This window comes from Cognataquiflexum rubidum (genome assembly GCF_022538115.1).
GTDB lineage: Bacteria > Bacteroidota > Bacteroidia > Cytophagales > Cyclobacteriaceae > Cognataquiflexum > Cognataquiflexum rubidum.
Genome location: NZ_JAKZAL010000006.1, coordinates 142945 through 166907, shown reverse-complemented (window position 1 = coordinate 166907; position 23963 = coordinate 142945). Strand labels below are relative to the sequence as shown.

22 protein-coding genes are annotated in these 23963 nt (G+C 41.5%); 16 read left to right on the top strand and 6 right to left on the bottom strand.

The genetic code is table 11. The annotated features are described in order from the left end of the window. The first annotated feature begins 20 nt into the window (after positions 1-20). The 4 genes from MMU05_RS08920 to MMU05_RS08905 all read left to right on the top strand — a co-directional run bounded on the left by MMU05_RS08920 (position 21) and on the right by MMU05_RS08905 (position 1960). A complete protein-coding gene (locus MMU05_RS08920) occupies positions 21-236 on the top strand; it encodes a hypothetical protein (RefSeq protein WP_241141334.1) in 216 nt (71 codons plus the stop codon). Beyond that, positions 223-663: a putative toxin-antitoxin system toxin component, PIN family gene (locus tag MMU05_RS08915; RefSeq protein WP_241141333.1), complete on the top strand. Its 441-nt coding sequence runs from the start codon at positions 223-225 to the stop codon at positions 661-663. The genes MMU05_RS08920 and MMU05_RS08915 overlap by 14 nt, the downstream gene beginning before the upstream one ends. Before the next feature lie 14 nt (positions 664-677). Then, the gene (locus tag MMU05_RS08910; RefSeq protein ID WP_241141332.1) at positions 678-1256 is read left to right on the top strand and encodes an O-methyltransferase; all 579 of its coding nucleotides are present in this window, start codon (positions 678-680) and stop codon (positions 1254-1256) included. Between the two features lie 101 nt (positions 1257-1357). After that, positions 1358-1960 carry a nitroreductase family protein gene (locus tag MMU05_RS08905; protein WP_241141331.1) on the top strand — a complete coding sequence of 201 codons (603 nt, stop codon included), beginning with the start codon at positions 1358-1360 and terminating at the stop codon, positions 1958-1960. A 91-nt stretch (positions 1961-2051) separates the two neighbouring features. Here MMU05_RS08905 and MMU05_RS08900 read toward each other — a convergent pair whose 3' ends face one another. Then, positions 2052-2588, bottom strand: a complete 537-nt coding sequence (locus tag MMU05_RS08900; RefSeq protein ID WP_241141330.1) for a DinB family protein — start codon at positions 2586-2588, stop codon at positions 2052-2054. 77 nt (positions 2589-2665) lie between these two features. On the opposite strand from MMU05_RS08900, the gene gldD reads away from it, so the two are divergent. Next, the gene (gene gldD, locus MMU05_RS08895) at positions 2666-3244 is read left to right on the top strand and encodes a gliding motility lipoprotein GldD (protein WP_241141329.1); all 579 of its coding nucleotides are present in this window, start codon (positions 2666-2668) and stop codon (positions 3242-3244) included. Positions 3245-3296: 52 nt separating this feature from the next. Here gldD and MMU05_RS08890 read toward each other — a convergent pair whose 3' ends face one another. After that, the gene (locus MMU05_RS08890) at positions 3297-5075 is read right to left on the bottom strand and encodes a sodium:solute symporter family protein (RefSeq protein ID WP_241141328.1); all 1779 of its coding nucleotides are present in this window, start codon (positions 5073-5075) and stop codon (positions 3297-3299) included. A 364-nt stretch (positions 5076-5439) separates the two neighbouring features. On the opposite strand from MMU05_RS08890, the gene MMU05_RS08885 reads away from it, so the two are divergent. Beyond that, positions 5440-6486, top strand: coding sequence for a phosphotransferase enzyme family protein (locus tag MMU05_RS08885; protein WP_241141327.1), 1047 nt, complete (start codon positions 5440-5442; stop codon positions 6484-6486). A 55-nt stretch (positions 6487-6541) separates the two neighbouring features. On the opposite strand, the gene MMU05_RS08880 is transcribed toward MMU05_RS08885, so the two are convergent. Beyond that, a complete protein-coding gene (locus MMU05_RS08880; RefSeq protein WP_241141326.1) occupies positions 6542-8626 on the bottom strand; it encodes a protein-disulfide reductase DsbD family protein in 2085 nt (694 codons plus the stop codon). A gap of 140 nt (positions 8627-8766) precedes the next feature. Continuing rightward, positions 8767-10155, bottom strand: coding sequence for a dipeptidase (locus MMU05_RS08875; protein ID WP_241141325.1), 1389 nt, complete (start codon positions 10153-10155; stop codon positions 8767-8769). A 194-nt stretch (positions 10156-10349) separates the two neighbouring features. Here MMU05_RS08875 and MMU05_RS08870 point away from each other — a divergent pair, with 194 nt between their 5' ends. Further along, positions 10350-11933: a zinc-binding dehydrogenase gene (locus MMU05_RS08870; protein ID WP_241141324.1), complete on the top strand. Its 1584-nt coding sequence runs from the start codon at positions 10350-10352 to the stop codon at positions 11931-11933. Positions 11934-12116: 183 nt separating this feature from the next. Continuing rightward, complete coding sequence (locus tag MMU05_RS08865) at positions 12117-13214, top strand: glycoside hydrolase family 130 protein (protein ID WP_241141323.1); 1098 nt, start codon at positions 12117-12119, stop codon at positions 13212-13214. Between the two features lie 105 nt (positions 13215-13319). Here MMU05_RS08865 and MMU05_RS08860 read toward each other — a convergent pair whose 3' ends face one another. After that, the gene (locus MMU05_RS08860; protein ID WP_241141322.1) at positions 13320-13988 is read right to left on the bottom strand and encodes a class I SAM-dependent methyltransferase; all 669 of its coding nucleotides are present in this window, start codon (positions 13986-13988) and stop codon (positions 13320-13322) included. Positions 13989-14179: 191 nt separating this feature from the next. Here MMU05_RS08860 and MMU05_RS08855 point away from each other — a divergent pair, with 191 nt between their 5' ends. Continuing rightward, positions 14180-15547 carry an exopolysaccharide biosynthesis polyprenyl glycosylphosphotransferase gene (locus MMU05_RS08855; protein ID WP_241141321.1) on the top strand — a complete coding sequence of 456 codons (1368 nt, stop codon included), beginning with the start codon at positions 14180-14182 and terminating at the stop codon, positions 15545-15547. Positions 15548-15646: 99 nt separating this feature from the next. On the opposite strand, the gene MMU05_RS08850 is transcribed toward MMU05_RS08855, so the two are convergent. Further along, a complete protein-coding gene (locus tag MMU05_RS08850) occupies positions 15647-16558 on the bottom strand; it encodes a universal stress protein (protein WP_241141320.1) in 912 nt (303 codons plus the stop codon). 129 nt (positions 16559-16687) lie between these two features. On the opposite strand from MMU05_RS08850, the gene MMU05_RS08845 reads away from it, so the two are divergent. From MMU05_RS08845 to MMU05_RS08815, 7 genes are all read left to right on the top strand, one after another. Continuing rightward, positions 16688-17239, top strand: coding sequence for a 2'-5' RNA ligase family protein (locus MMU05_RS08845; RefSeq protein WP_241141319.1), 552 nt, complete (start codon positions 16688-16690; stop codon positions 17237-17239). Positions 17240-17935: 696 nt separating this feature from the next. Further along, positions 17936-18151, top strand: coding sequence for a hypothetical protein (locus MMU05_RS08840; protein WP_241141318.1), 216 nt, complete (start codon positions 17936-17938; stop codon positions 18149-18151). A 501-nt stretch (positions 18152-18652) separates the two neighbouring features. Continuing rightward, a complete protein-coding gene (locus MMU05_RS08835) occupies positions 18653-18835 on the top strand; it encodes a hypothetical protein (protein ID WP_241141317.1) in 183 nt (60 codons plus the stop codon). Positions 18836-19142: 307 nt separating this feature from the next. Next, positions 19143-19346: a hypothetical protein gene (locus tag MMU05_RS08830; protein WP_241141316.1), complete on the top strand. Its 204-nt coding sequence runs from the start codon at positions 19143-19145 to the stop codon at positions 19344-19346. An 811-nt stretch (positions 19347-20157) separates the two neighbouring features. After that, positions 20158-21603 carry an exopolysaccharide biosynthesis polyprenyl glycosylphosphotransferase gene (locus MMU05_RS08825; RefSeq protein WP_241141315.1) on the top strand — a complete coding sequence of 482 codons (1446 nt, stop codon included), beginning with the start codon at positions 20158-20160 and terminating at the stop codon, positions 21601-21603. A gap of 118 nt (positions 21604-21721) precedes the next feature. Then, complete coding sequence (locus MMU05_RS08820) at positions 21722-22717, top strand: mannose-1-phosphate guanylyltransferase (RefSeq protein ID WP_241141314.1); 996 nt, start codon at positions 21722-21724, stop codon at positions 22715-22717. Between the two features lie 144 nt (positions 22718-22861). Beyond that, positions 22862-23818: a GDP-L-fucose synthase family protein gene (locus MMU05_RS08815; RefSeq protein WP_262917652.1), complete on the top strand. Its 957-nt coding sequence runs from the start codon at positions 22862-22864 to the stop codon at positions 23816-23818. Positions 23819-23963: the final 145 nt, after the last annotated feature.

Here is a 23963-nt window from a genome sequence, read left to right as displayed (position 1 = left end):
TATATTATTAATATTGGTATATGGGAGCTATTAAAATTGAGATATTAAATCCAAAAGCGCTAGAAATGATTGAGCTGATGCAAGATCTTAAGTTGATTAAGGTAAGCGAAGAACCAATATCCAATCTTAAAAAGTACCTTGAGACTATGCGTTCAAATTCTGAAAATGCACCAACACTTGATGAAATCACTGAAATTACAGAAATGGTAAGGTCTGAAAGGTATGCCAAAAAATAAACCTTTAAGAGTTATAATTGACACAAATATTTGGATAAGCTTTATAATTTCTAAAAAATTAACATTGCTTGATGAACATATTTTTTCCGGAAAAATCAGAATCCTACTTAATGAGAATTTGCTGTCGGAGATCAAAACCACAATTGAAAAACCTAAATTACAAAAGTATTTTTTGACTCAAGGTTTGGAAAAAATGTTGAATGCTTTTGATTCATTCATTGATCTAATTGAAATCAAAAGTAGCATCAGTGTTTGCAGAGATCCAAAAGATGATTTTTTATTATCATTGGCAATGGACGGAAAAGCTGATTATTTAATAATAGGTGATAAAGACCTATTGGATTTGGGAAAATTTAGAAAAACAAAAATTCTAACTGTAACAGATTTTTTGAATCAATTAGGGGGAAATTTTTCTGCCTTAACCTAATTTCATATCAAACAATGACCGACCACGACATTCAAAATATCCCGGATTCCTATTTTGCAATTGACCAAGCCACAAAAGAACTTGGCTTCACGATGCCGTCGGACATGTTGACTTGTTCACTGTTAAGAACGTTGGCAGCATCCAAACCATTTGGAAAATTCCTTGAACTCGGAACCGGAACCGGACTTTCCACTTCTTGGATTTTGGATGGTATGGATGCTGACAGCACTTTGGTTTCTATCGACAATGATGGAGCAGTTTTGGAAATTGCCAAAAGCAATTTGGGAAAAGATCCTAGGTTGACTTTGGTACTGACAGAGGGAGAGGATTGGGTTCTAGCCAATACCAAACAGCGATTTGACTACATTTTTGCCGATACCTGGCATGGAAAATATTTGCTATTGGAAGAAATCCTGGACATGCTCCTTCTCGGAGGCTTATACATCGTGGATGACATGTTGCCACAACCGAATTGGCCGGATGGTCATGCCGAAAAAGCCATCAACTTTGTCAAGAAATTAGAAAGCAGAATTGATTTGACCTTGACAAAAATGAATTGGACAGGGATAATCATCGCAGTGAAAGTTAAGTGAAGGAGGGAAATTACCCAACTTTTATTTTTTTTCCCCATACGAAACCAATTTCCTTTTTTTCGCATTTACAAACCTGACAGTTTCAATCAAAAATAACCTTTATGGAAAAGCCGGATTTCAATATCACCGAAGTCAATAAAATCATCCGTGGACGTAGGTCCATGTTTTTTGCCCAATTCAAAGAAAATGATCCTGTAGATGATGCCATCATCGAGGAAATATTGGAAAATGCCACTTGGGCACCAACCCACAAATTGACGGAACCTTGGAGTTTCATCGTATTTGCAGGAGAGGGAAGACAGAAATTTGCTGATTATCAGTCTGAGTTATACAAAGAAAGAACAACCAAAAACGGCACTTTCAACGAAGCTGCCTACATGAGGTTCAAAGAAAATCCTTTGAAAGCTTCCCATATCATCGCCATCAAAATGAAACATGATCCCAAAGCAGGTCTTCCTGTGATGGAGGAAATAGCAGCGGTGGCTATGGCTGTACAGAACATGTACCTTTCGGCCTCTGCCCATGGTTTGGCAGCGTTTTGGGGGACCGGTGGGCCTACTTTTTGGCCTGAAGCGAAGCCTTGGTTTGGCCTGGAAGAAGAGGACATGCTGATGGGATTTTTCTACATTGCTAAGCCTGCCACCGAAAACTGGCCGATGGGAAAAAGAAAACCTGCGGCAGAAAAAACTGATTGGGTAAGGTAAACAAAAAAAAGTAAGAGGTAAGAAGTAAAAGGCGTGGAACCCCTTACTTCTTACCTCTCACCATTTAAAATGCGGTTTCCAAGGGTGTAAATCACATTCCCATTCCCCTATACCTTGGCGGCTCGATGCCATTGGCACGAATGTAAGAAACTGCCGCTCCACGGTGATGGGTACAATGGTCATCGATCAGGGAAATCACTTCCCTTCTGGTAGCTGCTGTCCCAAAAATCTCCACTTTTTCATCCAAATCAGCTAAACCAAGGCTCTTAAAAGTCTTGGTACCATAATCATAGCATTTCTCTACAAAGGCTCTGAGTTCCGCTTTGTTCTTAGGCTTGGCATCAATTGCAAATCCCGGATCAGTGCCTTTTAGAAATCTTTGGCTGATCCCCGCAATGGCAGAAGAAAGGTGGGTCACCTGCTCATTGAAACTCATCCCTGATGCTTCCGGCTTGTAGTCATACAGGTTTTCCGGCATTTTGTCCACCACTTCCAAAGTGAACTGCTTTCCATTTTCCCATTTGCTTAAAAATTCCTCCATATTTGTTTGGGCGAAGGAAACGGATTGAATGGAAAAAAACGCCATCAAAACCGTAGCAATTACGAGTACGCTGTTTTGTGTTTTCATATTACTTGGCTAGTTAAGTTTAGTATAAATATCCGTTATAGTCCCCTCATTTCAAACGATTTTGATAAATTTGAAACATGATAATAAGAAATTTTATTCCGTTGATTTTGCTTTTTATTCTCGGAAGTTGTGGTTCCGATTACCTTCCCAAACCCAAAGGATACAACCGTATTGATCTTCCTGAAAGGGGATTCACCGCCTTAACCGATGATGTGCCTTATTCTTTTGAGCACTCCGTGAATGCTATTGTGGAACAAGATTCATTTAACCTTGCAGATAAAACCAGAATCAACCTTAATTATCAAAGTTTGGGAGGAAAAATCCACCTGACATATTTTGCTTTGGATACTGAAGGAAAAGACATCAAAACTGTCATAAATGACGTCATCAACCTTACCGCAAAGCATCAGATCAAAGCCTATGGCATAGAAGAATCTATGATGGTAACTCCAAAGGGATATACCGGTGTCGTAGCAGAGCTCTCAGGCGAAGTACCTACACAATTCCAGTTTTTCGTCACCGATTCCACAAAGAATTTTCTGAGGGGGGCTTTGTATTTCAACACAGCGATGAAAAATGATTCCCTTGCCCCTGCCATAGAATATATCAAAGAGGACATGATCCACCTGATCAATACTTTGGAGTTCAAAAAATAAAACCATCCAATCTCTGCAGATTTGGATGGTTTTATTTAAATTTTTCAAGTTTTTAGAAAGTCAGTTTTTTCCAGCTTTTGATGATAATGGCACCCCCAATAGTGGCTACAACGGTTGCAATAATTGCCGGCAATACGTTTCCATAAATCCAGAAACCTACTGCAAACAAGGCCGCATAGACCATCACTGACCCGACGAGCATCAAACCTATTTCCATCGGCAATTGTCCCTGTTCCTGTTTTTCGTTTGGATATCGGTCCAAAAGTTTTTTCCACCCAAAAGAAGCAGGTCCCACTTTTCTATAGAATGACAATAAGATTTCATCATTTTCGGGCTTGGTAAATAATGTGACCAATACCCAACCAATAGTGGTGATTCCTACGCCATAGAGTAATTTGAGGTAGGCTTGATTTTCCGGGATCAAAATCCAGCCAACTTTTGGATTGATCACCTCAAAGAATATTGCCACAATGAATGAAATCAACATCGCAAAAATTTCGGTGTAGGCATTGATCCTCCACCAAAACCAGCGAAGAATAAATATCAACCCTGTACCCGCTCCGATCTGAAGTAAGATATTGAACGCTTCCAATGCATTGGATAATGCCAATGCAAGGATGGCTGCAAAAACCATCAACAGCACTGTGGAAACCCTACCCACCATTACAAGTTCTTTGTCGGTTGCAGTTGGTTTCAAAAATCTCAGGTAAAAATCATTCACCACGTAGGAAGAGCCCCAGTTGAGATGGGTCGAAAGTGTGGACATTACCGCTGCGATCAAAGACGCCAATACAATCCCAATCAAACCTGTCGGCAGGAAAGTCAGCATGGCTGAATAAGCCAAGTCATCACCCAATTTGTCCGCAGGAATATTTGGAAAAGCCACACCTAAATCAGAAATCTGCGGGAAAATGATCAAGGAAGAAAGTGCCACAATGATCCATGGCCAAGGTCTCATCGCATAGTGGGCAATATTGAAAAACAATGTAGCACCGATGGCATTCTTCTCATCCTTGGCAGAAAGCATCCTTTGGGCAATGTATCCGCCACCGCCGGGCTCCGCGCCAGGATACCACGTTGCCCACCACTGAATGGCAAGGGGCATGATCAGCAAAGGAATAATGAGGTTCCAATCATTGAAATCAGGAAGGAAGTTGAGCTTGTCGGCCACATTTGGATGGGTCAACAAATTATTCAAAGAGCCGATTTCGGGCATATCAAGAATATAGAAAGCCGCACCGATAGATCCTGCCATGGCAATGAAGAACTGGAAAAAATCAGTCAATAGTACTCCTTTCAATCCTCCCAAGGAACTGTATATAACTGTCACTACCGAAGCTAGCAGCAAGGTCTCAATGGGACTCAATCCTAGCATTACACCGCCGATTTTGATGGCAGCGAGTGAAACAGTCGCCATAATCACAACATTAAAAAACACTCCCAAATACAATGCACGGAATGCCCTCAGGAAAGCAGCGGGCTTGCCACTATACCTCATTTCATAAAATTCAAGGTCGGTGGTCAGTTCGGACCTTCTCCAAAGTTTGGCATAAACAAACACCGTCAGCATCCCTGTCAGCAAGAATGCCCACCAAACCCAGTTGCCTGACACCCCTTGTTTTCTTACAATGTCAGTCACCAGATTGGGCGTGTCTGCTGAGAAGGTTGTGGCTACCATCGATACGCCTAGAAGCCACCAGGGCATATTTCTTCCCGAAAGGAAGAATTCCTTGGCTGAGGCTCCTGCAGTCCTTGAGGCAAACACCCCTATCAACATTGAAATAATAAAAAAGGCAGCGATGATTGCCCAGTCAATAAAGGAAATATTCATAGGGAATTGGGTTAGAGTGGCTCGTAATTAAGCTGAGTTTATTGATTTTTTTAATTTACTACTCCAAACTTCTTTAATAAATTTCACTAATGTAAATAATATCTCAAGATTTGCAAAAGGTAGGATTTTCAATGTTAAAAAAAACCGTTTGGGACAAATTATAGGTGAGTTTCCCCAAAATGGAATAAGACGGAAAATGGAAATAATCGCTATTTGTAGCATGTAGATTTTTATCAGTTTACTCTGACCTGTGTGTGGCCATGTTTCACAAACTTCAAATTCCAATAGCCTATTGAAAAGAAAAGAATTTTCTGCCGAATTGATTCCAAAAACTTACTTTTGCAGCTGAACTTGATTTTCAGACATGACCTCTTTTTCTTGGTTACCCACTCTCAATAAAAAATACGGTTTGGATATCCAACCTTCCCAAATTCGACCATTTGGAGATGGCCATATCCATCAGACTTTTTTGATTGAATCAGGAGAAGAAAAGCTCATCCTTCAACGCTTCAATAACCTCGTTTTCAAATATCCCGAGAGGATTTCCCATAACCAGTCCCTATTGATCGACCAAATAAATCCTGAGGACCTGCCTTATATTTTACCTTTGCCGATCCCAAACTTGGCCGGGGAATTGTTTACGCTAATTGACGGGACGTTTTTTAGGATTTCTCCATTTGTAGCAGGCAAATGTGTCAATGAGATCGGGAATCCCCATCAGGCCTATCTTGCTGCAAAGGCATTCGCCCAGTTTATCAAAGCAGGAATCCACATTCCGGCAACGGAGTTTCAGGAAGCTATTCCGGGATTTCATGACCTTGAACTCCGATACAACCAATTGTTGGAGGCATTGAAAAACACCAAAAGAATCTTGAGCGGAGAATTAAAGGAACTGGTCGGATTCTATTTGGAACAAAAGGACTTAGTGGATCAATATCTCAGTTGGAATGAAAAATTACCCTTGAGATTGACACACAGTGATACCAAGATCAACAACCTGATCTTTGCCGAGGACTTTACCAAGGTAAATGCGGTAATTGATTTGGATACCTTGATGGCGGGATATGTGTATTATGACTTTGGGGATTTGGTCAGGACTGTGGCATGTACGGAAGGCGAAAGTTCGCAGGATTGGGGAAAAATCAAAGTTGATGCCGCCAAGTATGACGCGCTTTTGGAGGGATTTTTAGAAGTGGGAAAAGGTGTTTTTACTGAGGAAGAAATCAATTCCCTTCCATTTGGGGGACTGATGATGACCTGCATTATGGGATTTAGGTTTCTGGCGGATTACCTGAATGGGAATATCTATTACACCATTCACTATGAAGATCAAAACCTCCACCGGGCCAAAAATCAGATGTGTTTGTTAATAGATTTGAGGGGAAAATTAAAGAAGGTTTCATCTTTATGATTAACCTTCTTTTTCCAATCTAATGAAATCATCTTAACACTTCTTTCCTGAAAGGTTATCTTCTCCCAAACTCCGCTTTTGCCTCTTCTAAGAAACTGACAAAATTCAGGATATTGGTATCATAGGCTTTTGGCTTGACAAGCAATTCCTCATTGTTGTCAAGAATTACATAATAAGGCTGGGCATTGTTATTATATTTTCTGATCTGAAAATCTGCGTTCTGCTTGCCAATGGTTTTTTTCTCCTTTCCATCATAATCAGACACATACCATTCGGCTTCCGGCAGTTCATACCGCTCATCGATATACAAAGCCACCATCACAAAATCCTCTTTCAGTCTTTGCAAAACCTGCGGATCTGACCACACGCGGGCTTCCATTTCCCGACAGTTGACACAGCCGTGGCCTGTAAAATCTATAAACAAGGGTTTGCCCTGCTTCTGTGCGGCGGCCAAAGCCTGCTTGTAATCAAAATACCCTTGGATGCCATGAGGGAAGTGTAAGAAATCGGCATATTTTGGAATTTCTCCCAATTGGTTTTCTTTAGTAACCGCACCTGCCCGGCTTTCCATCACATTAAAATCATGGGTTGCCAGTGGAGGAAGGTAGCCGCTCAGTGCTTTCAAAGGCGCTCCCCAAAGTCCGGGAATCAGATAAACTACAAATACGAAAGTGGTAATAGCCAACATCAGCCTTGGCACTCCGATATAGTCCATCGGTGAATCGTGCTTTGTCCTGAGTTTACCCAAAAGATACAATCCCAAAAGGAAGAAAATTACGATCCAAATCGCGATATAAATGTCCCTGTCGAGCAATCCCCAATGGTAAACTTGGTCGGCAACGGAAAGAAATTTGAAGGCCAAAGCCAATTCCAAAAATCCCAATACCACCTTGACTGAATTCAGCCAACCGCCGGATTTAGGCAGGGAATTGAGCCATTCAGGGAATACTGCAAACAAGGTAAAGGGGATAGCGAAAGCGAGAGAAAATGCAAACATACCTGCAATTGGGGTAATGAAATCCCCGCCTGCAGCCTTGATCAAAATGGAACCTACAATCGGTCCTGTACAAGAAAACGATACCAACACCAAGGTAAACGCCATAAAGAAAATCCCTGCAATTCCGCCTTTGTCCGCTTTGGCATCGATCTTATTCACAAAACTGCTCGGCAAGGTAATCTCAAACATGCCCAAGAATGCAAATGCAAAAAAGATGAAAATCAGAAAGAAGAAAACATTGGGCAGCCAATGGGTAGAAAGCCAATTGGCAAATTCGGGTCCCTGGACCGCCGCAACTGCCGTTCCGGCGATGGTATAAATTGCGATAATGGACAAGCCATAAATCCCCGCATTGCGGATTCCTGAAATCCTGGATTTGGATCTTCCTGTAAAGAAAGTGACTGTCATCGGAATCATCGGAAATACACAAGGCGTCAGCAACGCCGCCAAACCTGCCAAAAAAGCAACAAACATGAAACCCAATAAACTGCCCTTGCTACCTTCATCTTCGAGGTCCACAAAAGACCTTTCTTGGCTTGTGTCGGTGTCTTCTTCTATTTCCTGAACGGGTTCAGTTGCTGAAACCGAAGAATCAGCCTCAGATTTTTCAAGATTGGAGTTGTCAGCGGGAGATTCAGTAGGAGTCGGTGTTAAATTGGTTGAACCCTGTGCTGTGGCTTTGATCGTAAAATCCTCCTCATAAAGGATACATTGCCCGGTCACATCCGAGCACATTTGGTATTCCACCGTTCCCTTGATTTCTACATTCGGCTCGGTGATCGTAATCTTCTGACGAAATTCCCCTGCAACCGAAAAATAGGTGATATCTGCCTCCCAAACTTCATCAAATTTCTTCTTCGGATTGATCGGTTTCAGCTTTTCGGTGGCCGAAATCCCTTTTGAACCTTCCAGGCTTAGGCTGGTAAGTACCGGACCTGCGTTCTCATCAAAGTCATTGGAATAGATATACCAATTTCTAGGAATTGATGCTTTCAACACAATTTCTGCTTCACCGCCGACTTTGAGGTCTGAATTGGCAAGTTGGATATTCCACTTTGGTGGTGACACCACTTGGCCAAAAGAGGTTAGGCTTAGGAGAAATAGGAAGAAAAAAAGCAGTGAAGGTTTGAAGTATTTTGACATTGCGGTGTGATGTAGGCGAATCTGATTGATAAAGGTGGTTTTCAGCAAAATAGTTCAAGAAAATGAGACACAATTCCCACTAAGGCACAGAGACACAAATAGTATATTGCTTTGTGCCTCCGTGTCTTTGTGGGAGACTTTTATTTGGTGGCTTGTTCTTTGAAGTGTTTGAAAAACAAAGCAATCGTCTCTATTCCCATAAAATAATTCTTGAGTCCATAATGCTCATTGGGGGAATGCAATGCATCGGTATCCAAACCGAATCCCAACAATATCGGATCAAGTCCCATTACTTTTTGAAATAAGGCACAAATCGGAATAGAACCCCCTTCTCTTGTCGGGATGGCTTTTTTGCCAAAGGCTTCCATAATCGCACCTTCTGCTGCCCTATACCCGGGAGAATCCGTCGGCACCACTGCTGCTGCCCCACCATGGTGGGAGATAACTTTTACTTTCACGGATGCCGGAGCGATCAATTTGAAATGGTCTTCAAACATTTGGGCGATTTCTTTATGGTCTTGGTTAGGAACCAAGCGCATTGAGATTTTTGCATAAGCTTTGGAAGGAAGTACCGTCTTCGCACCTTCTCCGGTATAGCCTCCCCAAATGCCGTTGACATCTAAAGTCGGACGGATTCCGACCCGCTCGATTGTGGTATATCCTTTTTCACCTGAAACTTCCGCGATATCGAGCTTCTTTTTATAATCCTCCAAGTCAAATGGCGCTTTGTTCAATTCCTCCCGGTAAGCAGCGGAATATTCTTCCACTTTGTCATAAAATCCCGGTATGGTCACATGGTTGTTTTCATCATGAAGAGAAGCAATCATTTTGCAAAGTGTATTGATCGGATTGGCAACAGCACCTCCAAAAGTTCCCGAATGAAGGTCTTTGTTTGGACCTGTAACCTCCACCTGCATGTAAGCCAATCCCCTCAAACCTACAGTCACGGAGGGATCCTCCATAGAAATCATGTGCGTATCCGACACAATGACCACGTCTGCTTTGAGTTTTTCGAGATTTTCTTTGACAAAAATATCCAGGTTTTCAGAACCTACTTCTTCTTCACCTTCGATCATGAATTTGATATTGCAGGGTAAAGCATTGGTGGCCATCATGGCTTCAAAAGCCTTCACATGCATGTAAAACTGACCCTTGTCATCTGCCGAGCCACGGGCAAAAATAGCCCCATCAGGATGTCTTTCGGTCTTCTTGATGACAGGTTCAAAAGGCGGCGAATCCCACAATTCATAAGGATCGGCAGGCTGCACGTCATAATGGCCATATACCAATACCGTCGGTAAAGCAGGATCAATGATCTTTTCGCCATAGACAATCGGATAACCGGCGGTCTGACAGATTTCAGCTTTGTCGGCACCGGCTTTGATCAGACTTTCTTTGACAAAGTCAGCGGCTGCAAAAACATCATTTTTAAATTTGGGATCGGCGCTCACAGATGGGATGCGCAAAAGGTCTAAAAGTTCGTTCAGGAACCTGTCCTGATTGTCTTGGATATACTGTTTAACTGACATATTTGGGGTTTTTAGGTCCTGCAAAGACGCAAAGTCGGAAAGCAATTTAATATTTCGCCATTCATTTTCCCTTTATTTCAAGGCAATGGAATGGTGCTTTCTTATGTTACAATCCTCTGCAGGAACCGTATTTTGAGTGGGGCAAAATTACGTTTTAAATAAGGAATTGCCTATTTTACCAAAAACTTTTATCTATGAAAGCCATCCTTTGTACCCATCACGGACTTCCGGAAACTTTGACCTATTCTGATATCGATGATCCTGTTTTGGAAGAAAAAGAAGTTCTCATCCGAGTCAAAGCCTGTGCGGTCAATTTTCCAGATGTTTTGCTGATTCAGGACAAATACCAGTTTAAGCCTACACTGCCCTTCTCACCCGGTGGCGAGGTTTCAGGTGTAATAGAAAAAACCGGAGCGGGGGTCAAACACCTCAAAGAAGGGCAAAGGGTGTTGGCACTTTGTGGTTGGGGTGGTTTTGCCGAAAAAGTAAAAGTTACAGCGGATCGTGTTTTCCCTATTCCACCCCAAATGGATTACATGACAGCAGCTTCTACCCTTTACACTTTTGGCACAGCTTACCATGCCTTGAAGGACAGGGCAAATATCCAACCCGGAGAAACGCTTTTGGTTCTTGGTGCCTCCGGAGGGGTAGGATTGGCAGCTGTGGAACTAGGGAGAGTAATGGGTGCGACAGTAATCGCAGCAGCTTCCACTGCTGAGAAATTGGCTGTTTGCAAAGAAAAAGGAGCTGACCACCTGATCAATTACGAAAGCGATGACTTAAAGGAACGAATCAAAACACTCACAGATGGCAAAGGGGTAGATGTGGTCTTGGATGTAGTAGGCGGCAAATACGCTGAACCAGCTTTGCGGGGAATGGCGTGGAAAGGCAGATACTTAGTGATTGGATTTGCGGCAGGAGAGATTCCAAAGTTGCCGTTCAACTTGGCTTTGCTCAAAGGTTGTGATATCATGGGTGTTTTTTGGGGAAGATTTTCCACTGAAGAACCAAAACAAAACCAACAAAACATCATAGACCTTGTCGGAATGATCCAATCGGGAAAAATCAGCCAACATATCCACAAAGTGTACTCCTTGGAAGAATCACCGCAGGCTTTGAGGGACATGATGGACAGAAAGGTGATGGGGAAGGCGATGGTGGTTTTGGAGAATCAAGATGAAGCGAGCCCTTCGACAGGCTCAGGGACCGAACAAAGCGAGCCCTTCGACAGGCTTAGGGACCAAACAATGCGAGATGAGAATATCAAGTATCAAGATGCAAGTATCAAGTCGATCGAGGAGGAATCTTCCGAAGAGGGCGAACGAGTGTACAGAAGTGTGGAGGATTTGAAAAAGCAGGTTGGAAAGTCATTGGGAACAAGCAGCTGGACAACGGTTTCCCAAGAAGTGATTCAGAAGTTTGCCGAAGCCACGGAGGATTTTCAATGGATCCATGTCGATACCGAGAAAGCAGCTGCTTTATTGCCGGGAGGAAAAAACCTGGCCCACGGATACCTGACTTTGTCACTTGTCCCCAAATTGATATATGAAATCCTGCCTTTGGAAGGTGTACAAATGGCGCTGAATTATGGTGTAAACAAGGTCAGGTTTCCCGCTCCGGTCTATTCCGGCGATCAAATCCGGCTCAAAGCCACTTTGACCAATGTGGAAGAAAGTCCTGATGGAAACACGAAGCTATTTATCCAAGCCACCATGGAATCTAACCATGCCGATAAACCTGTCTGTGTGGCCGAATTGATTACCTTGGTGAGGTTTTGAAGCTTACATATACTGCAAGGAGATGAAAAATCAAATTCCGTCATTCTGAACCGGAGCTAGCGGAGGTGAAGAATCTCTTTCTAAATAGTATGGAGACCCTTCGCTTTACTCAGGGTGACGGACGGAAGAGTCTTTGGTGAGCAGAAAGCTCAAGACATTTTAGAATTTTAACAAGCCTAAAAAATGAAAAAGACCTTAATATTTCTTACCGTATTCATTTCTTCTTTGACAGCTTTCTCCCAAGAAAAACCCTGGATGCTAGGACCTTTTCTCCGCGCCGAAAATCCCCAACCCATCATTTCTCCCACCGATAAGACTTCCTTTCAGGATCCGATGTCAGGAAGATCGGTCAAATGGGAATCCATGGCTACTTTCAATCCGGCGGCAATCCTCAAAGATGGGAAGATCCACATCCTCTACCGTGCGGAAGAAAAACTTGGAGAAAAGGAAATCGGTGGCCATACTTCCCGTTTGGGCTTGGCAATCACAGAAGATGGGGAAACTTACAAAAGACAGCCTGAACCTATTTTTTTTCCTACCGACGACAACCAAAAAGAATTTGAATGGACCGGAGGAACAGAAGACCCGAGGATTGTGCAGACTGAGGATGGTTTATATGTATTGACTTATACCCAATGGAACAGAGAATTTCCGCGCTTGGCGGTGGCCACGTCCAAAGACCTGAGGACATGGGAAAAACACGGGCCGATTTTCAGGGATTTCAAAGATGGCAAATACCACAACCGTGAAACCAAATCAGGTGCCATCGTCACTGAACTCAAAGATGGCAAACTCGTAGCTGCTAAAATTCACGGCAAATATTGGATGTACTTTGGCGTGCCGCATATCTGGTTGGCGAGCTCGGAGGATTTGGTTCACTGGGAACCGATTGAAGGATCTGATGGAAATATAGCCCCTTTACTTAGTCCGAGATTGGGGTACTTTGACTCATGGCTGGTGGAAGCTGGACCTCCACCGGTGCTGACCAAAGACGGCATTGTCGTCCTCTATAATGCCGGCAACCAAAAAGACATCGGTGTCAAAGAATTGGGAAATAGGGTTTATACCGCAGGACAGGCCTTGTTTGATAAAAATGAGCCATGGAAGTTGCTTGATCGGACCGAAAAGCCATTCCTGAAACCCGAACTTCCCTTTGAAAAATCCGGGCAGTATGTAGATGGAACTACATTTGTGGAGGGCTTGGTATATTTCAAAAATCAGTGGTTTCTCTATTATGGTACTGCGGATTCGATGGTGGGGGTGGTTATTTGGAAACCTTGATATGTTAAATCCTAAATTAGAATATTATTCAATTTTTGGATATGATAATTTCTAATGCTGTTTTGAAGGCAGAAAAAACTTAGTGTACAATGCCTTTGAATTAATTCAAAGGTTATGCGCGCTAAAGGATTTGTTCATCCCAAAAAATTTCTCCTTATACATCTTTGCACCGGGGAATAATGTTTTCATCTCTGCATAAGTCAATAGCCTGATTTCATCTAGGTATTGCTGTGCATCCTTGGGGTTCCATTTTGCCCCTCTACTTAGTTTTGTTTTGGTCAATAGAAATCGGGTCAGGTTCTTTGGTAAATACTGGACAAAAGGGAGAACATAATGCGCCTCCATAAAAAAATGCCTGTTTGGGGTCTGCACAAAGTATTTCTTCCCTACACGCCTGGCTTCCTTGGCCATTTTCTTCTGATTTTCCCAATTATAGAGATGCTCAATCACGGAATTGGAAAATACCAGATCGAAACTTCCATCCGCGAATTCTGAAAGATCAGTAGCATCTCCGGAAACTGAAAGTAGACCGTGAATATCAGTTTCTTCTTTTTGGAGGTTAAGCAGGGTGATTTTGACCAATCCTTTTCTTAATAATTCCTGATCCTTCCAAAAATATGCCCTTCCCCCAATATCCAAGATTGTAATGGGTAATTCTCTTTTGAAGCTATTGTAAATTAATTCTTCAACAACTTTAAACCTATTACTTCTAAATTTATATCCCAATGAACCCTTTTGATCAGAAGAGGCAAATAAAGTTTTTAAAGTGAGCATGCGTTAAATAGAAATCTTTAGGGCAAAGATATCCATTTTGCCAAATTAATTCAGTAAAAAGTGGTTGTGCATCGATATTCTTTCATAAATTTGCCTGCGGTTGAGATTGACTAAAACACTTTGAATAAATCCGTCTTGAATATATCTTTCTTGAGTCAGGTACGTTTTGGAATGGAATATTTGCTATTTTTATGAAAAAACGCTTTTACAGTTATTTTCCGTGGTTCTTCGTTTTAGGTGACATAGGGGTAGTTTCGTTTTCTTTTTTTATCTCCGGTCTTTTACTTCAGCCATTTTCCGATGCCCAAAGTTTAGATTTTCTGAATTTCCCTGCATTTGTAATGATCTGGCTGGTTATCTCTATTCTAAAGGAAGACTACAAATTGGAGCGTACTGATGAACCAAATCAAACCTTCAAAAAATTATTGAGTTCCCTTGCATGGTTTTTGGCTATTATATCTTTGATATGGATGCCTTTTCATGATAATGCACTTAGGCTACTCTCTTTTTTGTCTCTTGCTGTAGTACTTTTTTTATCATTGTCTTTTTATAGAATTTTTCTCCATTTTATAAGTAAAAGGCTCCATACAAAAGGTTACAATCATAGAAAAGCTGTCATTATTGGAAGCGGGGGACTGGGAAATCGATTAGAAGATGTATTCAAACTCAGAAAGGATTTTGGGATCAAGTTTTTGGGTTATTACGACGATGAGCACTCTTTGAGAACGCGGGGGAAAATAAACTCATTTTTCGATGAAGCCGAAAAATTAGGAATTGACCTAATTTATATAAACCAATTCTTGGATAAAAAAATCATTGATAGGTTAATTGCCTTTGCTGATGATCATTTCATTAAGGTGAAAATTATACCAAGTGGCGCCCTTCAGTTAGAGAAAAACCTTTCATTTTCACGATATGGAGACCTTACAGTAATTAATGTCAATGAGATCCCTCTTGATAATTTCTTTCACAGAGCCTTGAAACGTACTTTTGATATAGTATTTTCTTTGTTGGTGATTGTTTTTGTTTTGAGCTGGTTAATTCCACTTGTTGGTTTTTTAATAAAAATGGAGTCCAAAGGCCCGGTTTTCTTCATTCAGGAAAGAAATGGTGAAAATAATAAGGTATTTCTCTGTCTGAAGTTCAGGTCCATGACTCCTAATGACTACGCAGATACCCATCAAGCAACTAAAAATGATCCAAGGGTTACCAGAATCGGAGCATTTTTGAGGAATTCTTCTATCGACGAAATGCCACAATTTATTAATGTATTGTTAGGGGATATGTCTATAGTAGGTCCGAGACCTCACCCCATTCCAATCAATATGCTTTTCAAAACCCAAATTGAAAAATACAATAGCCGCCATAAAATCAAACCCGGAATCACAGGGCTGGCACAGGTAAAAGGCTATCGCGGTGAAATTGAAAATCCTTACCAAATTCGTTCAAGGGTCAAACTTGATTATTTTTATATCCAAAACTGGTCAATCTTACTTGACCTCAAAATCTGCATCCTGACAGTCTATGAATTGATTGTTAATAGGGAAAATGCTTACTGAATCGCTTTTAAAATTGACTTTCAGTTTCTTATAACAAAAAACCCAAGTTGCTAGAGCTTGGGTTTTTTGTTTTGAGGCTTGTGAAATATTCTTGTCCAATCAGATTCTGAATAAGGCATCGAAAAAGCCCATAGTTTCACCTTTTTTCTTAAATATCAACATAGGGATTTCATTGTTGACCTCTACCAATTTTTCAGCTACACTGCCAAGCAATGCAGCTGCTGATGCGGTCCTACCTCTACTTCCCATCAAAATCAAATCCATTCCCTTTTCCTTGGCTTTTTCTATAATCAGTTGACCCGGCTCGCCTTTGTTTGACAATATAAAAAGACAATCGAATTCCGGGTGCTGATGCTTCTTTACAAATTTGTCAAAATCCTTTCGGGCATTTTCTTCCATGATCTTGGCAAATTCTTCAAAAGATTTCCCTGTTTTGTGGTATCCTGTCGGGACTTCATACAAATGCAGCGCAAAAATTTCAGCATCAAATTGTTCTGCAGCTTTTTGAGCGAAATTTATCGTCATATTGGTATGCTCCGAAAAGTCCATTGGAAGCAATATCCTTTTGGGAACTTTCATTTCGATCCTCTCAGGCAGGAATAAAACGGAGCACGGAGCCTTTTGGGCCATTGTTTTGGCAAGTGAACCACTTCCCTTGAGTGTAATTTTCCTTCCCATGATGATGAGGTCTACATCCTTCAGTTTTGCCCACCTCAGGAAAGTAGTCATCGGATTCCCCTCTTCAGCAAAAACTTCTATTTCCACGTTTTCGGGGAATTGGTTTTGTTTGATGATGGTCATGATCTCCGCCTCTATGGCTTCATCGGCAGGAGCCACCAAGTCGGGGAATTTTTCTCTGATTTCATCCGGCAGGGCTAGGTTTTTGGAAACATGGATAAAATAAAGTTTTTTGATTCCGAGGATCTCGGATAATACCCCCATTTTGGAAATAAGAATATCATCCATTTCCGTGAGGTCCATTCCGACCATCGCCTTTTCAAAATTCTCCATAGTTTTGCAGCTATTTACCCGTTCAAGTTACAATTTTAAAATTTTCTTTGGAAAAATCCCCATTACAATTTATCCCAATCTCCGATTAAATCTGATCCTCCTTTTCTAAATGATTTATATTTGTGTTAAATGGCAAAATCTATAGGTAAGTATTTCATCGCAATCGTACCTGATGGTGAAATCCAACAAAACGCAACGGAATTGAAACTGAAGCTGAAAGAAAATTTCAACCTCAAGTATGCCCTCAAATCCCCTGCCCACATCACGCTGAAGATGCCGTTCAATTGGAATGAAGCGAAAGAGGATAAGTTAAATGGACTTCTCAAAAGCTTTTTTGACAAGATCAAACCTTTTGACCTGAGGTATTCAGGATTTGACCGTTTTGGAAGAAGGGTTATTTTTATCAAGACAAAAGAGGAACCTGCACTGTTTTCTCTTCAGTTAACGCTTTCCAAATATTGCAAAACAGACCTCAAACTAACAGAAGAACTCAGCGATCGGGCTTACCATCCACACATGACTTTGGCTTTCAAGGACCTAAAAGCAACACAATTTGACGCCTATTGGGATTTTATCAAAAAGCAAAAATTCGATGCCAAGCAGGAAGTCAAAGACATAGCCCTGCTCAAAAGAATAGAAGGGAGATGGGTGGTGGTGAGTAGGTTTGATTTGGGGGAATAGTTGTAATAGTTGTAATGGTTGTAATTGTTGTCAGGTTTTCTGCTGCGCGTTGTCAGGTTGTCGAGTTTAGGTTGGGGTTATGGGTGTTGTCGTTGTAATTGTTCTAGTTGTTTTAATGGTTTACCGGTGTGAGTTGTCGGGTTTTCTAGTTATCAGGTTGGGGGTATGGTTGTAGTCGTTGTAATTGTTCTAGTCGTTCCTCCACGGCGGACAGGTGTAATGGTTGTCTGCTTCGAGTTGTCGGTGTGTCGGGTTGGAATGGTTGTAGTGGTTGTAGTCGTATTGCCCCCTGCCCCCTTGAGGGGGTTTTTCTCGTAGGAATGGAATATCTCCTAACGTAGAGTGGATTTTGTTGGAGGGTGGTCGGGATGTCTGCTTCGCGTTGTAGGGTTGACAAGTTTAAGTTGTTTGGTTTTTTATTGGGGGGGTAAGGTCGCACTATCCCTTACTTTGGTACTACTCTGGTACTACTTTGGTAGGGCTTTGGGAGGAGTTTGGAAGTAGGGAAGTAGGGAAGGTTGGAAGTGGAGAAGTCGGGAAGGACGGAAGTAGGAAAGGTAGGAAGTAGGGAAGTTTGCGGTGGAAACATGAGATATAAAGTGAAAAGTAAAATGGTCCAAGTCTGGAGACTTGAACCAATCGGGTTCTGCTGGATAATGTGGTGATAGCCCCGAAGTGGGCGAAATAACATTAGCCATGGGCAAGGTGCTTCGAGACACTTTATACCAGCACCTATCCCTTTGCACCGCCGCCCATGGTTTGGAGGTCGGAGTGTTGGTTATTTCGGTCATGGGTTTCTTTAGAATGAGAATCTTCAATACCGAAATGGTAGGGAAAATTCCAAGAGAAATGTGGGAAGGATGGAAGTCGGGAAGGAGGGAAGAAGGGAAGGTAGGAAGTATGGGATATTAAGTGAAAAGTTAGAGGTCAGAAGTAAATAGATTAAAGGGTCCAAGTCTGGAGACTTGAACAATGGAGGTCCAAGTCTGGAGACTTGAACCAATCTGGTCTTCAGGGCAAGAGCCCCGGAGTGGGCGAAATAACATTAGCCATGGGCAAGGTGCTTCGAGACACTTTATATAAGCACCTATTCCTTTGCACCGCCGCCCATGGTTTGGAGGTCGAAGTGTAGGTTATTTCGGTCATGGATTTTTTTAGAATGAGAATCTTCAATACCGAAATGGTAGGGAAAATTCCAAGAGAAATGTGGGAAGGATGGAAGTCGGGAAGGAGGGAAGAAGGGAAGGTAGGAAGTAGGGAAGTATGGGATATTAAGTGAAAAGTTAGAGGTCAGAAGTAAATAGATTAAAGGATCCAAGTCTGGAGACTTGAACAATGGAGGTCCAAGTCTGGAGACTTGAACCAATCGCAATTTGAGACAAGAGCCCCGAAGTGGGCGAAATATTATAAGCCATGGGCAAGGTGCTTCGAGACACTTTATACAAGCACCTATCCCTTTGCACCGCCGCCCATGGTTTGGATGTCGGAGTGTTGGTTATTTCGGTCAGGGATTTGCTAAGCAGGAGAATCTTCATTACCGAAATGGTAGGGCAAATTCTTTTGGTTCCGAATGTGGGATTTTTATTTACCACATAGAGACATAGGTCACATAGGTTAAATGATGAGTTGTCTACGTGCTAAGCAGGAGAATCTCAGATACCGAAATGGTTGGGAAGATTCCAAGAGAAATGTGGGAAGGATGGAAGTTGGGAAGGATGGAAGTAGGAAGTAAGCGGTGGAAGCATGAGATATAAAGTTAAAAGTAAAATGGTCCAAGTCTGGAGACTTGAACCAATTGATAGTGGGGTCCAAGTCTGGAGACTTGAACCATTCGGTTGGAAGTAAATAGATTAAAGGGTCCAAGTCTGGAGACTTGAACCATTTGTCGGAAAAAAGCCCCGGAGTGGGCGAAATATTATTAGCCATGGGCAAGGTGCTTCGAGACACTTTATACAAGCACCTATTCCTTTGCACCGCCGCCCATGGTTTGGAGGTCGGAGTGTTAGTTATTTCGGTCATGGATTTGCTAAGCAGGAGAATCTTCAATACCGAAATGGTTGGGAAAATTCTTTTGGTTCAGAATGTGGGATTTTTATTTACCACATAGAGACATAGGTCACATAGGTTAAATGATGAGTTGTCTACGTGCTAAGCAGGAGAATCTCAGATACCGAAATGGTTGGGAAGATTCCAAGAGAAATGTGGGAAGGATGGAAGTTGGGAAGGATGGAAGTAGGAAGTAAGCGGTGGAAGCATGAGATATAAAGTTAAAAGTAAAATGGTCCAAGTCTGGAGACTTGAACCAATTGGTGATTGTGGGGTCCAAGTCTGGAGACTTGAACCATTCGGTTCAGTATGTTGGATTTTTTACCACATAGAGACATAGGGCACATAGGATGAAATGAGGAGTTGTACTCTTGCTGAGGGGGATTTGTTGGAATTGTTGAATGCTTCGCGTTGTCGCGGTATCAGGTGGGTGAAATGGTTGTAATTGTTCCACCAGGGCGGACGGGTGTTTTTTTCTGATTGTTGTGGTGTCCTTGTACTGAAAAAAATTTGCAGGAGGAATCCAGATCGGAGAAATTGGAAATATCAATTTACCCTATTTATTACAATATTAATCGTTTTTTAGTTATTTGAAAGGCCTTAATTATTTTAAGCAATCGATTGCAATACCTAATCCATGTTGTATAAAAACAAAAGCCCAGTTTTTTTTTTCAAAAATTTTCAACTGAGTCTAACAATACAATAATAAAATGCATATATTTGATAATAAAATGCATATAATTGTTTGACAAGTTGAAATATGAATAACCCAAACATGTTTTTGCGTCTTGTTTTGACCTTCATTTTTGTTGGTTGCCTGTTTTTAAGTGATAGTAATTAGTATACCCTATATAATTAAAGTCAGTATTATTATGAGCGCTTTTTCATTTACCCCATTAAGCAAGTATCAATATTCTGCTATTATTCCATTGATGCTTTTAGTTTCTGATTTTGTCATCGTTTTCTTTTTCCTTCAGAAATTCAACTCTTATTTTTTTGAGAGTATGACGAAAGAAAACATTCTTTTGGTAAGTGTCACGCTTTGTCTGTGCTGGCTGATGGCTGGCTTCTTTACCAGTGCCTTTCAAATTGAAAAACTGAGGTCTGTTAAAGGAATCATGATCCGAGTTGGAATGTTGACAGGCGTGTTTTTCCTTTTTGCTTATGCATTGGTTATTTACATCCCCGAAAGTCCTATCAGTTTGTTGTCCTTGACTTCTATCGGTTTGTCGGCTTTCCTTCTTATCACGGTTATTCGCGTTGTGATGTTTAAGGCTTACAAATTCTCCAATTCTTCCTCGCTTTATCGAAAAAGAGTGGTCATTATCGGTGCCAGTCCTCAAACCAAACAATTGGCAAACCACTTTCAGGAGATAAAAGGCCAAAAAAAATACCTGGGTTATTTCGATAATATTCTCCCCGTAGACCCATTAGATATGGTCAATTATCTTGGAGGATTGGATAAGGTTAAGGTATTCTGTCTGGAAAACCAAATCCACGAAATTTACTGTGTCCAAGATGTAAAGCCTGCATTCCTGCAGGAATTAATCAGATTTTCCGATGAGAATTTCATTCTATTGGGGATCATTCCCAATGTAGACGGGATGGATTTTGACAGAAAATTGGATACCCTGATTTTTAACAATAGCAAGATCCCTGTTATCCTTTCCAGAAAGGCCCCGCTTCGCCGCTACCTGAATGCAACAGTAAAAAGAGCATTTGATATTGTCTTTTCAAGCATTATACTTTTGGTATTGGGGACCACCCTGTTCCCCTTGGTGGCCTTGGCGATCCGTTTCACCTCACCGGGCCCCTTGTTTTTCAAACAATTAAGATCAGGTAAAAACAACAAATCCTTTTACTGCCTTAAATTCCGAAGTATGGTAGTCAATGACCAGGCCGATACCCTGCAGGCTACGGATAACGATCCAAGAATAACGAAAATAGGAGCCTTAATCCGCAAAACAAATATCGATGAACTGCCCCAATTCATTAATGTACTCAAAGGTGAAATGTCTGTGGTAGGACCCCGTCCCCATATGCTCAAACACACCGTGGAGTACTCTGCACTTATCGATAATTACATGCTGCGGCACCATGCTATCCCGGGCGTCACCGGATGGGCACAAATCAATGGATACAGGGGAGAAACTACCGAACATGAAGCCATGATTAACCGCGTAGAAGCAGATATCTGGTACCTGGAAAACTGGTCCCTTTATTTGGATATGAAAATTATCCTCCATACGGTATGGCTATCTGCCTTCCCGCAACAGCAAAGTCAATTTACGCCCAAAATGGACATGGTATTGAAATAAATGCCTGGCCATAATTTATCTCTATATCCTTTTCAAATAGCGTAAAAACTAGTGTGAGGATACATATAGTTTTGAATTATTTAAATTCTAAAAGACAGCTTTTTTGCTAAACATCCCTATGAAAACCATCCATGTCATCTTATCAGGAGGAGTAGGAAGCCGGTTATGGCCGCTTTCAAGAAAAAGCAGACCCAAACAATACTTACCCCTATTTGATAATAAATCCTTGTTTGAATTGGCAGTAGAAAGAAACAAGTTGGTGTGCGATGAATTGTATGTGGTCGGGGGTATAGACAATTACCAACTTTCCAGAGAGATTTTAGCCCATTTGGGTATCTCACATTATCAGGAAATCGTAGAAGCCTGCCCAAGAAATACCGCTGCTGCAATTGCTTTTGCAGCATTTGAGGCAGATCCTGAGGATATCCTGTTGGTCACACCCTCAGACCATTTGATCGAAAATGAAACGCTATACCTAAAGGCAGTAGATGCCGCCGTTGCCTTGGCAAAAAGCAATTTTATTGTCACATTCGGTCTTCCACCCAAAAACCCTGAAACAGGATTTGGGTACATTGAATATGATGTCAATGAGGTCATCTCCTTTAGGGAAAAACCTTCCAAAGTAATGGCAGAGACTTTTGTGAACTCGGGGAATTTTCTTTGGAACAGTGGCATGTTCTGCTTTAAAGCAGGAGTATTTCTCGACGAATTAAAAAATTACCAACCGGAAGTATATGCCGCAAGTAAAACTGTTTTTTTCAAGAAAAATGGCATTTACCTTAATGAATTACTATCAATGGAAATTCCTTCCATCAGTGTAGATTATGCAGTGATGGAAAAAACCAAAAAAATAAAAGTAGTACCCTCTTATTTCGAGTGGTCAGACATGGGGAGCTTCTTGGCGATCTATGATCAGATTCCTGAACACGATATCAGGAAATCCGGATCAAACCTTCCTTTGAATACCAAGAAATTGGTGGAATTTGTAGGGGTTGAAAATTTGATTTTAGTAGAAACAGAAGATGCGATCTTGGTATTGAATAAAAACAATGCCCAAGATGTCAAGAAGGTATATGAAAGACTGGAAAAGGAAAATCCGGAGTATTTGAAATGATTATACGGTAGGTATAAATTTTGGGATTAAATCAAAAATGTCCATAGTCCACAGTCGACAGTCCATAGCAAATGGCATTAAACTTCACAGTTTTGTTGAATAAGCAGCAAGAATGAGAAAATAAAATTATTTTAAATAAAAAAAATGATTTCTAAGGATTCAAAAATATTCATTGCGGGACATAAAGGAATGGTGGGTTCAGCTGTATGGAATACTTTCGAAGAAAATGGTTATTCTAATTTAATCGGAACGTCCAGCAAGGAATTGGATTTGAGAAACCAATCGTCCGTTGAAAATTTCTTTTCTGCCAATAAACCAGCCGTGGTGATTGATGCCGCTGCAAGGGTTGGAGGGATTATGGCAAACAAAACCTATCCCTATCAATTTTTGATGGACAATATGAGTATCCAAAACAACCTGATTGCCTCTTCATTGGCTTATGGGTGTGAGAAGTTTATTTTTTTGGGTAGTTCGTGCATCTATCCAAAATTAGCCCCGCAACCTCTTAAAGAATCTTATTTATTGACCTCCGCCTTGGAACCGTCAAATGAAGCCTATGCCCTTGCCAAAATTTCAGGCGTAAAAGCCTGTGAATATATCAGAACCCAGTTTGGGAAAGACTATATCAGCCTGATGCCAACCAACCTCTATGGGGAAAGGGATAATTTTGATTTGGAAACTTCCCATGTCCTGCCTGCCATGATCACCAAATTTCATGAGGCTAAAATCAAAGGGAATTTACCGGTCATTTTGTGGGGTACAGGGAGTCCCAAAAGGGAGTTTCTCCATGTCCAAGACTTGGCCAAAGCGGTATTGTTTTCATTGGAAAATACCCTTCCCGATAACCTCTACAACGTCGGTGTAGGAGAAGACATCTCCATTTTGGATTTGGCAAACCTGATCCAAAAAATTGTCGGCCATCAAGGAGAAATCATTTGGGACACAGACAAACCGGATGGTACCCCTAGAAAATTATTGGATGTTTCCAAAATGAAAGACTTAGGCTGGACTGCCAAAATCCAATTAGAAGAGGGCATCCAATCCACTTATCAATGGTATTTAGAAAATGTGGAGGATTTGAAGAGGGTGAAGATTGGTTGAGTTGTCAACAGTCCGCGGACGACAGACGACGGCAGCTTGGCTATATGGTAAGAAGTAAGGGGTGGGAGGTGGTGAAGGGGGTCCGATGACGGATGACTGATGTTGGGTGAGTGATGACAACAGTTTAAGGGTAAGAAGTAAGAAG

Excerpts from the sequence above, each read along its gene's own strand:
- MMU05_RS08860 (WP_241141322.1), bottom strand. The coding sequence starts at position 13,988 with ATGCTCACTTTAAAAACTTTATTTGCCTCTTCTGATCAAAAGGGTTCA.
- MMU05_RS08825 (WP_241141315.1), top strand. The coding sequence starts at position 20,158 with ATGAGCGCTTTTTCATTTACCCCATTAAGCAAGTATCAATATTCTGCT.
- MMU05_RS08815 (WP_262917652.1), top strand. The coding sequence starts at position 22,862 with ATGATTTCTAAGGATTCAAAAATATTCATTGCGGGACATAAAGGAATG.
- MMU05_RS08855 (WP_241141321.1), top strand. The coding sequence starts at position 14,180 with ATGAAAAAACGCTTTTACAGTTATTTTCCGTGGTTCTTCGTTTTAGGT.
- MMU05_RS08870 (WP_241141324.1), top strand. The coding sequence starts at position 10,350 with ATGAAAGCCATCCTTTGTACCCATCACGGACTTCCGGAAACTTTGACC.
- MMU05_RS08920 (WP_241141334.1), top strand. The coding sequence starts at position 21 with ATGGGAGCTATTAAAATTGAGATATTAAATCCAAAAGCGCTAGAAATG.
- MMU05_RS08915 (WP_241141333.1), top strand. The coding sequence starts at position 223 with ATGCCAAAAAATAAACCTTTAAGAGTTATAATTGACACAAATATTTGG.
- gldD (WP_241141329.1), top strand. The coding sequence starts at position 2,666 with ATGATAATAAGAAATTTTATTCCGTTGATTTTGCTTTTTATTCTCGGA.
- MMU05_RS08905 (WP_241141331.1), top strand. The coding sequence starts at position 1,358 with ATGGAAAAGCCGGATTTCAATATCACCGAAGTCAATAAAATCATCCGT.
- MMU05_RS08900 (WP_241141330.1), bottom strand. The coding sequence starts at position 2,588 with ATGAAAACACAAAACAGCGTACTCGTAATTGCTACGGTTTTGATGGCG.
- MMU05_RS08840 (WP_241141318.1), top strand. The coding sequence starts at position 17,936 with ATGGGCAAGGTGCTTCGAGACACTTTATACCAGCACCTATCCCTTTGC.
- MMU05_RS08910 (WP_241141332.1), top strand. The coding sequence starts at position 678 with ATGACCGACCACGACATTCAAAATATCCCGGATTCCTATTTTGCAATT.
- MMU05_RS08880 (WP_241141326.1), bottom strand. The coding sequence starts at position 8,626 with ATGTCAAAATACTTCAAACCTTCACTGCTTTTTTTCTTCCTATTTCTC.
- MMU05_RS08850 (WP_241141320.1), bottom strand. The coding sequence starts at position 16,558 with ATGGAGAATTTTGAAAAGGCGATGGTCGGAATGGACCTCACGGAAATG.
- MMU05_RS08885 (WP_241141327.1), top strand. The coding sequence starts at position 5,440 with ATGACCTCTTTTTCTTGGTTACCCACTCTCAATAAAAAATACGGTTTG.
- MMU05_RS08845 (WP_241141319.1), top strand. The coding sequence starts at position 16,688 with ATGGCAAAATCTATAGGTAAGTATTTCATCGCAATCGTACCTGATGGT.
- MMU05_RS08820 (WP_241141314.1), top strand. The coding sequence starts at position 21,722 with ATGAAAACCATCCATGTCATCTTATCAGGAGGAGTAGGAAGCCGGTTA.
- MMU05_RS08835 (WP_241141317.1), top strand. The coding sequence starts at position 18,653 with ATGGGCAAGGTGCTTCGAGACACTTTATACAAGCACCTATCCCTTTGC.
- MMU05_RS08875 (WP_241141325.1), bottom strand. The coding sequence starts at position 10,155 with ATGTCAGTTAAACAGTATATCCAAGACAATCAGGACAGGTTCCTGAAC.
- MMU05_RS08865 (WP_241141323.1), top strand. The coding sequence starts at position 12,117 with ATGAAAAAGACCTTAATATTTCTTACCGTATTCATTTCTTCTTTGACA.
- MMU05_RS08890 (WP_241141328.1), bottom strand. The coding sequence starts at position 5,075 with ATGAATATTTCCTTTATTGACTGGGCAATCATCGCTGCCTTTTTTATT.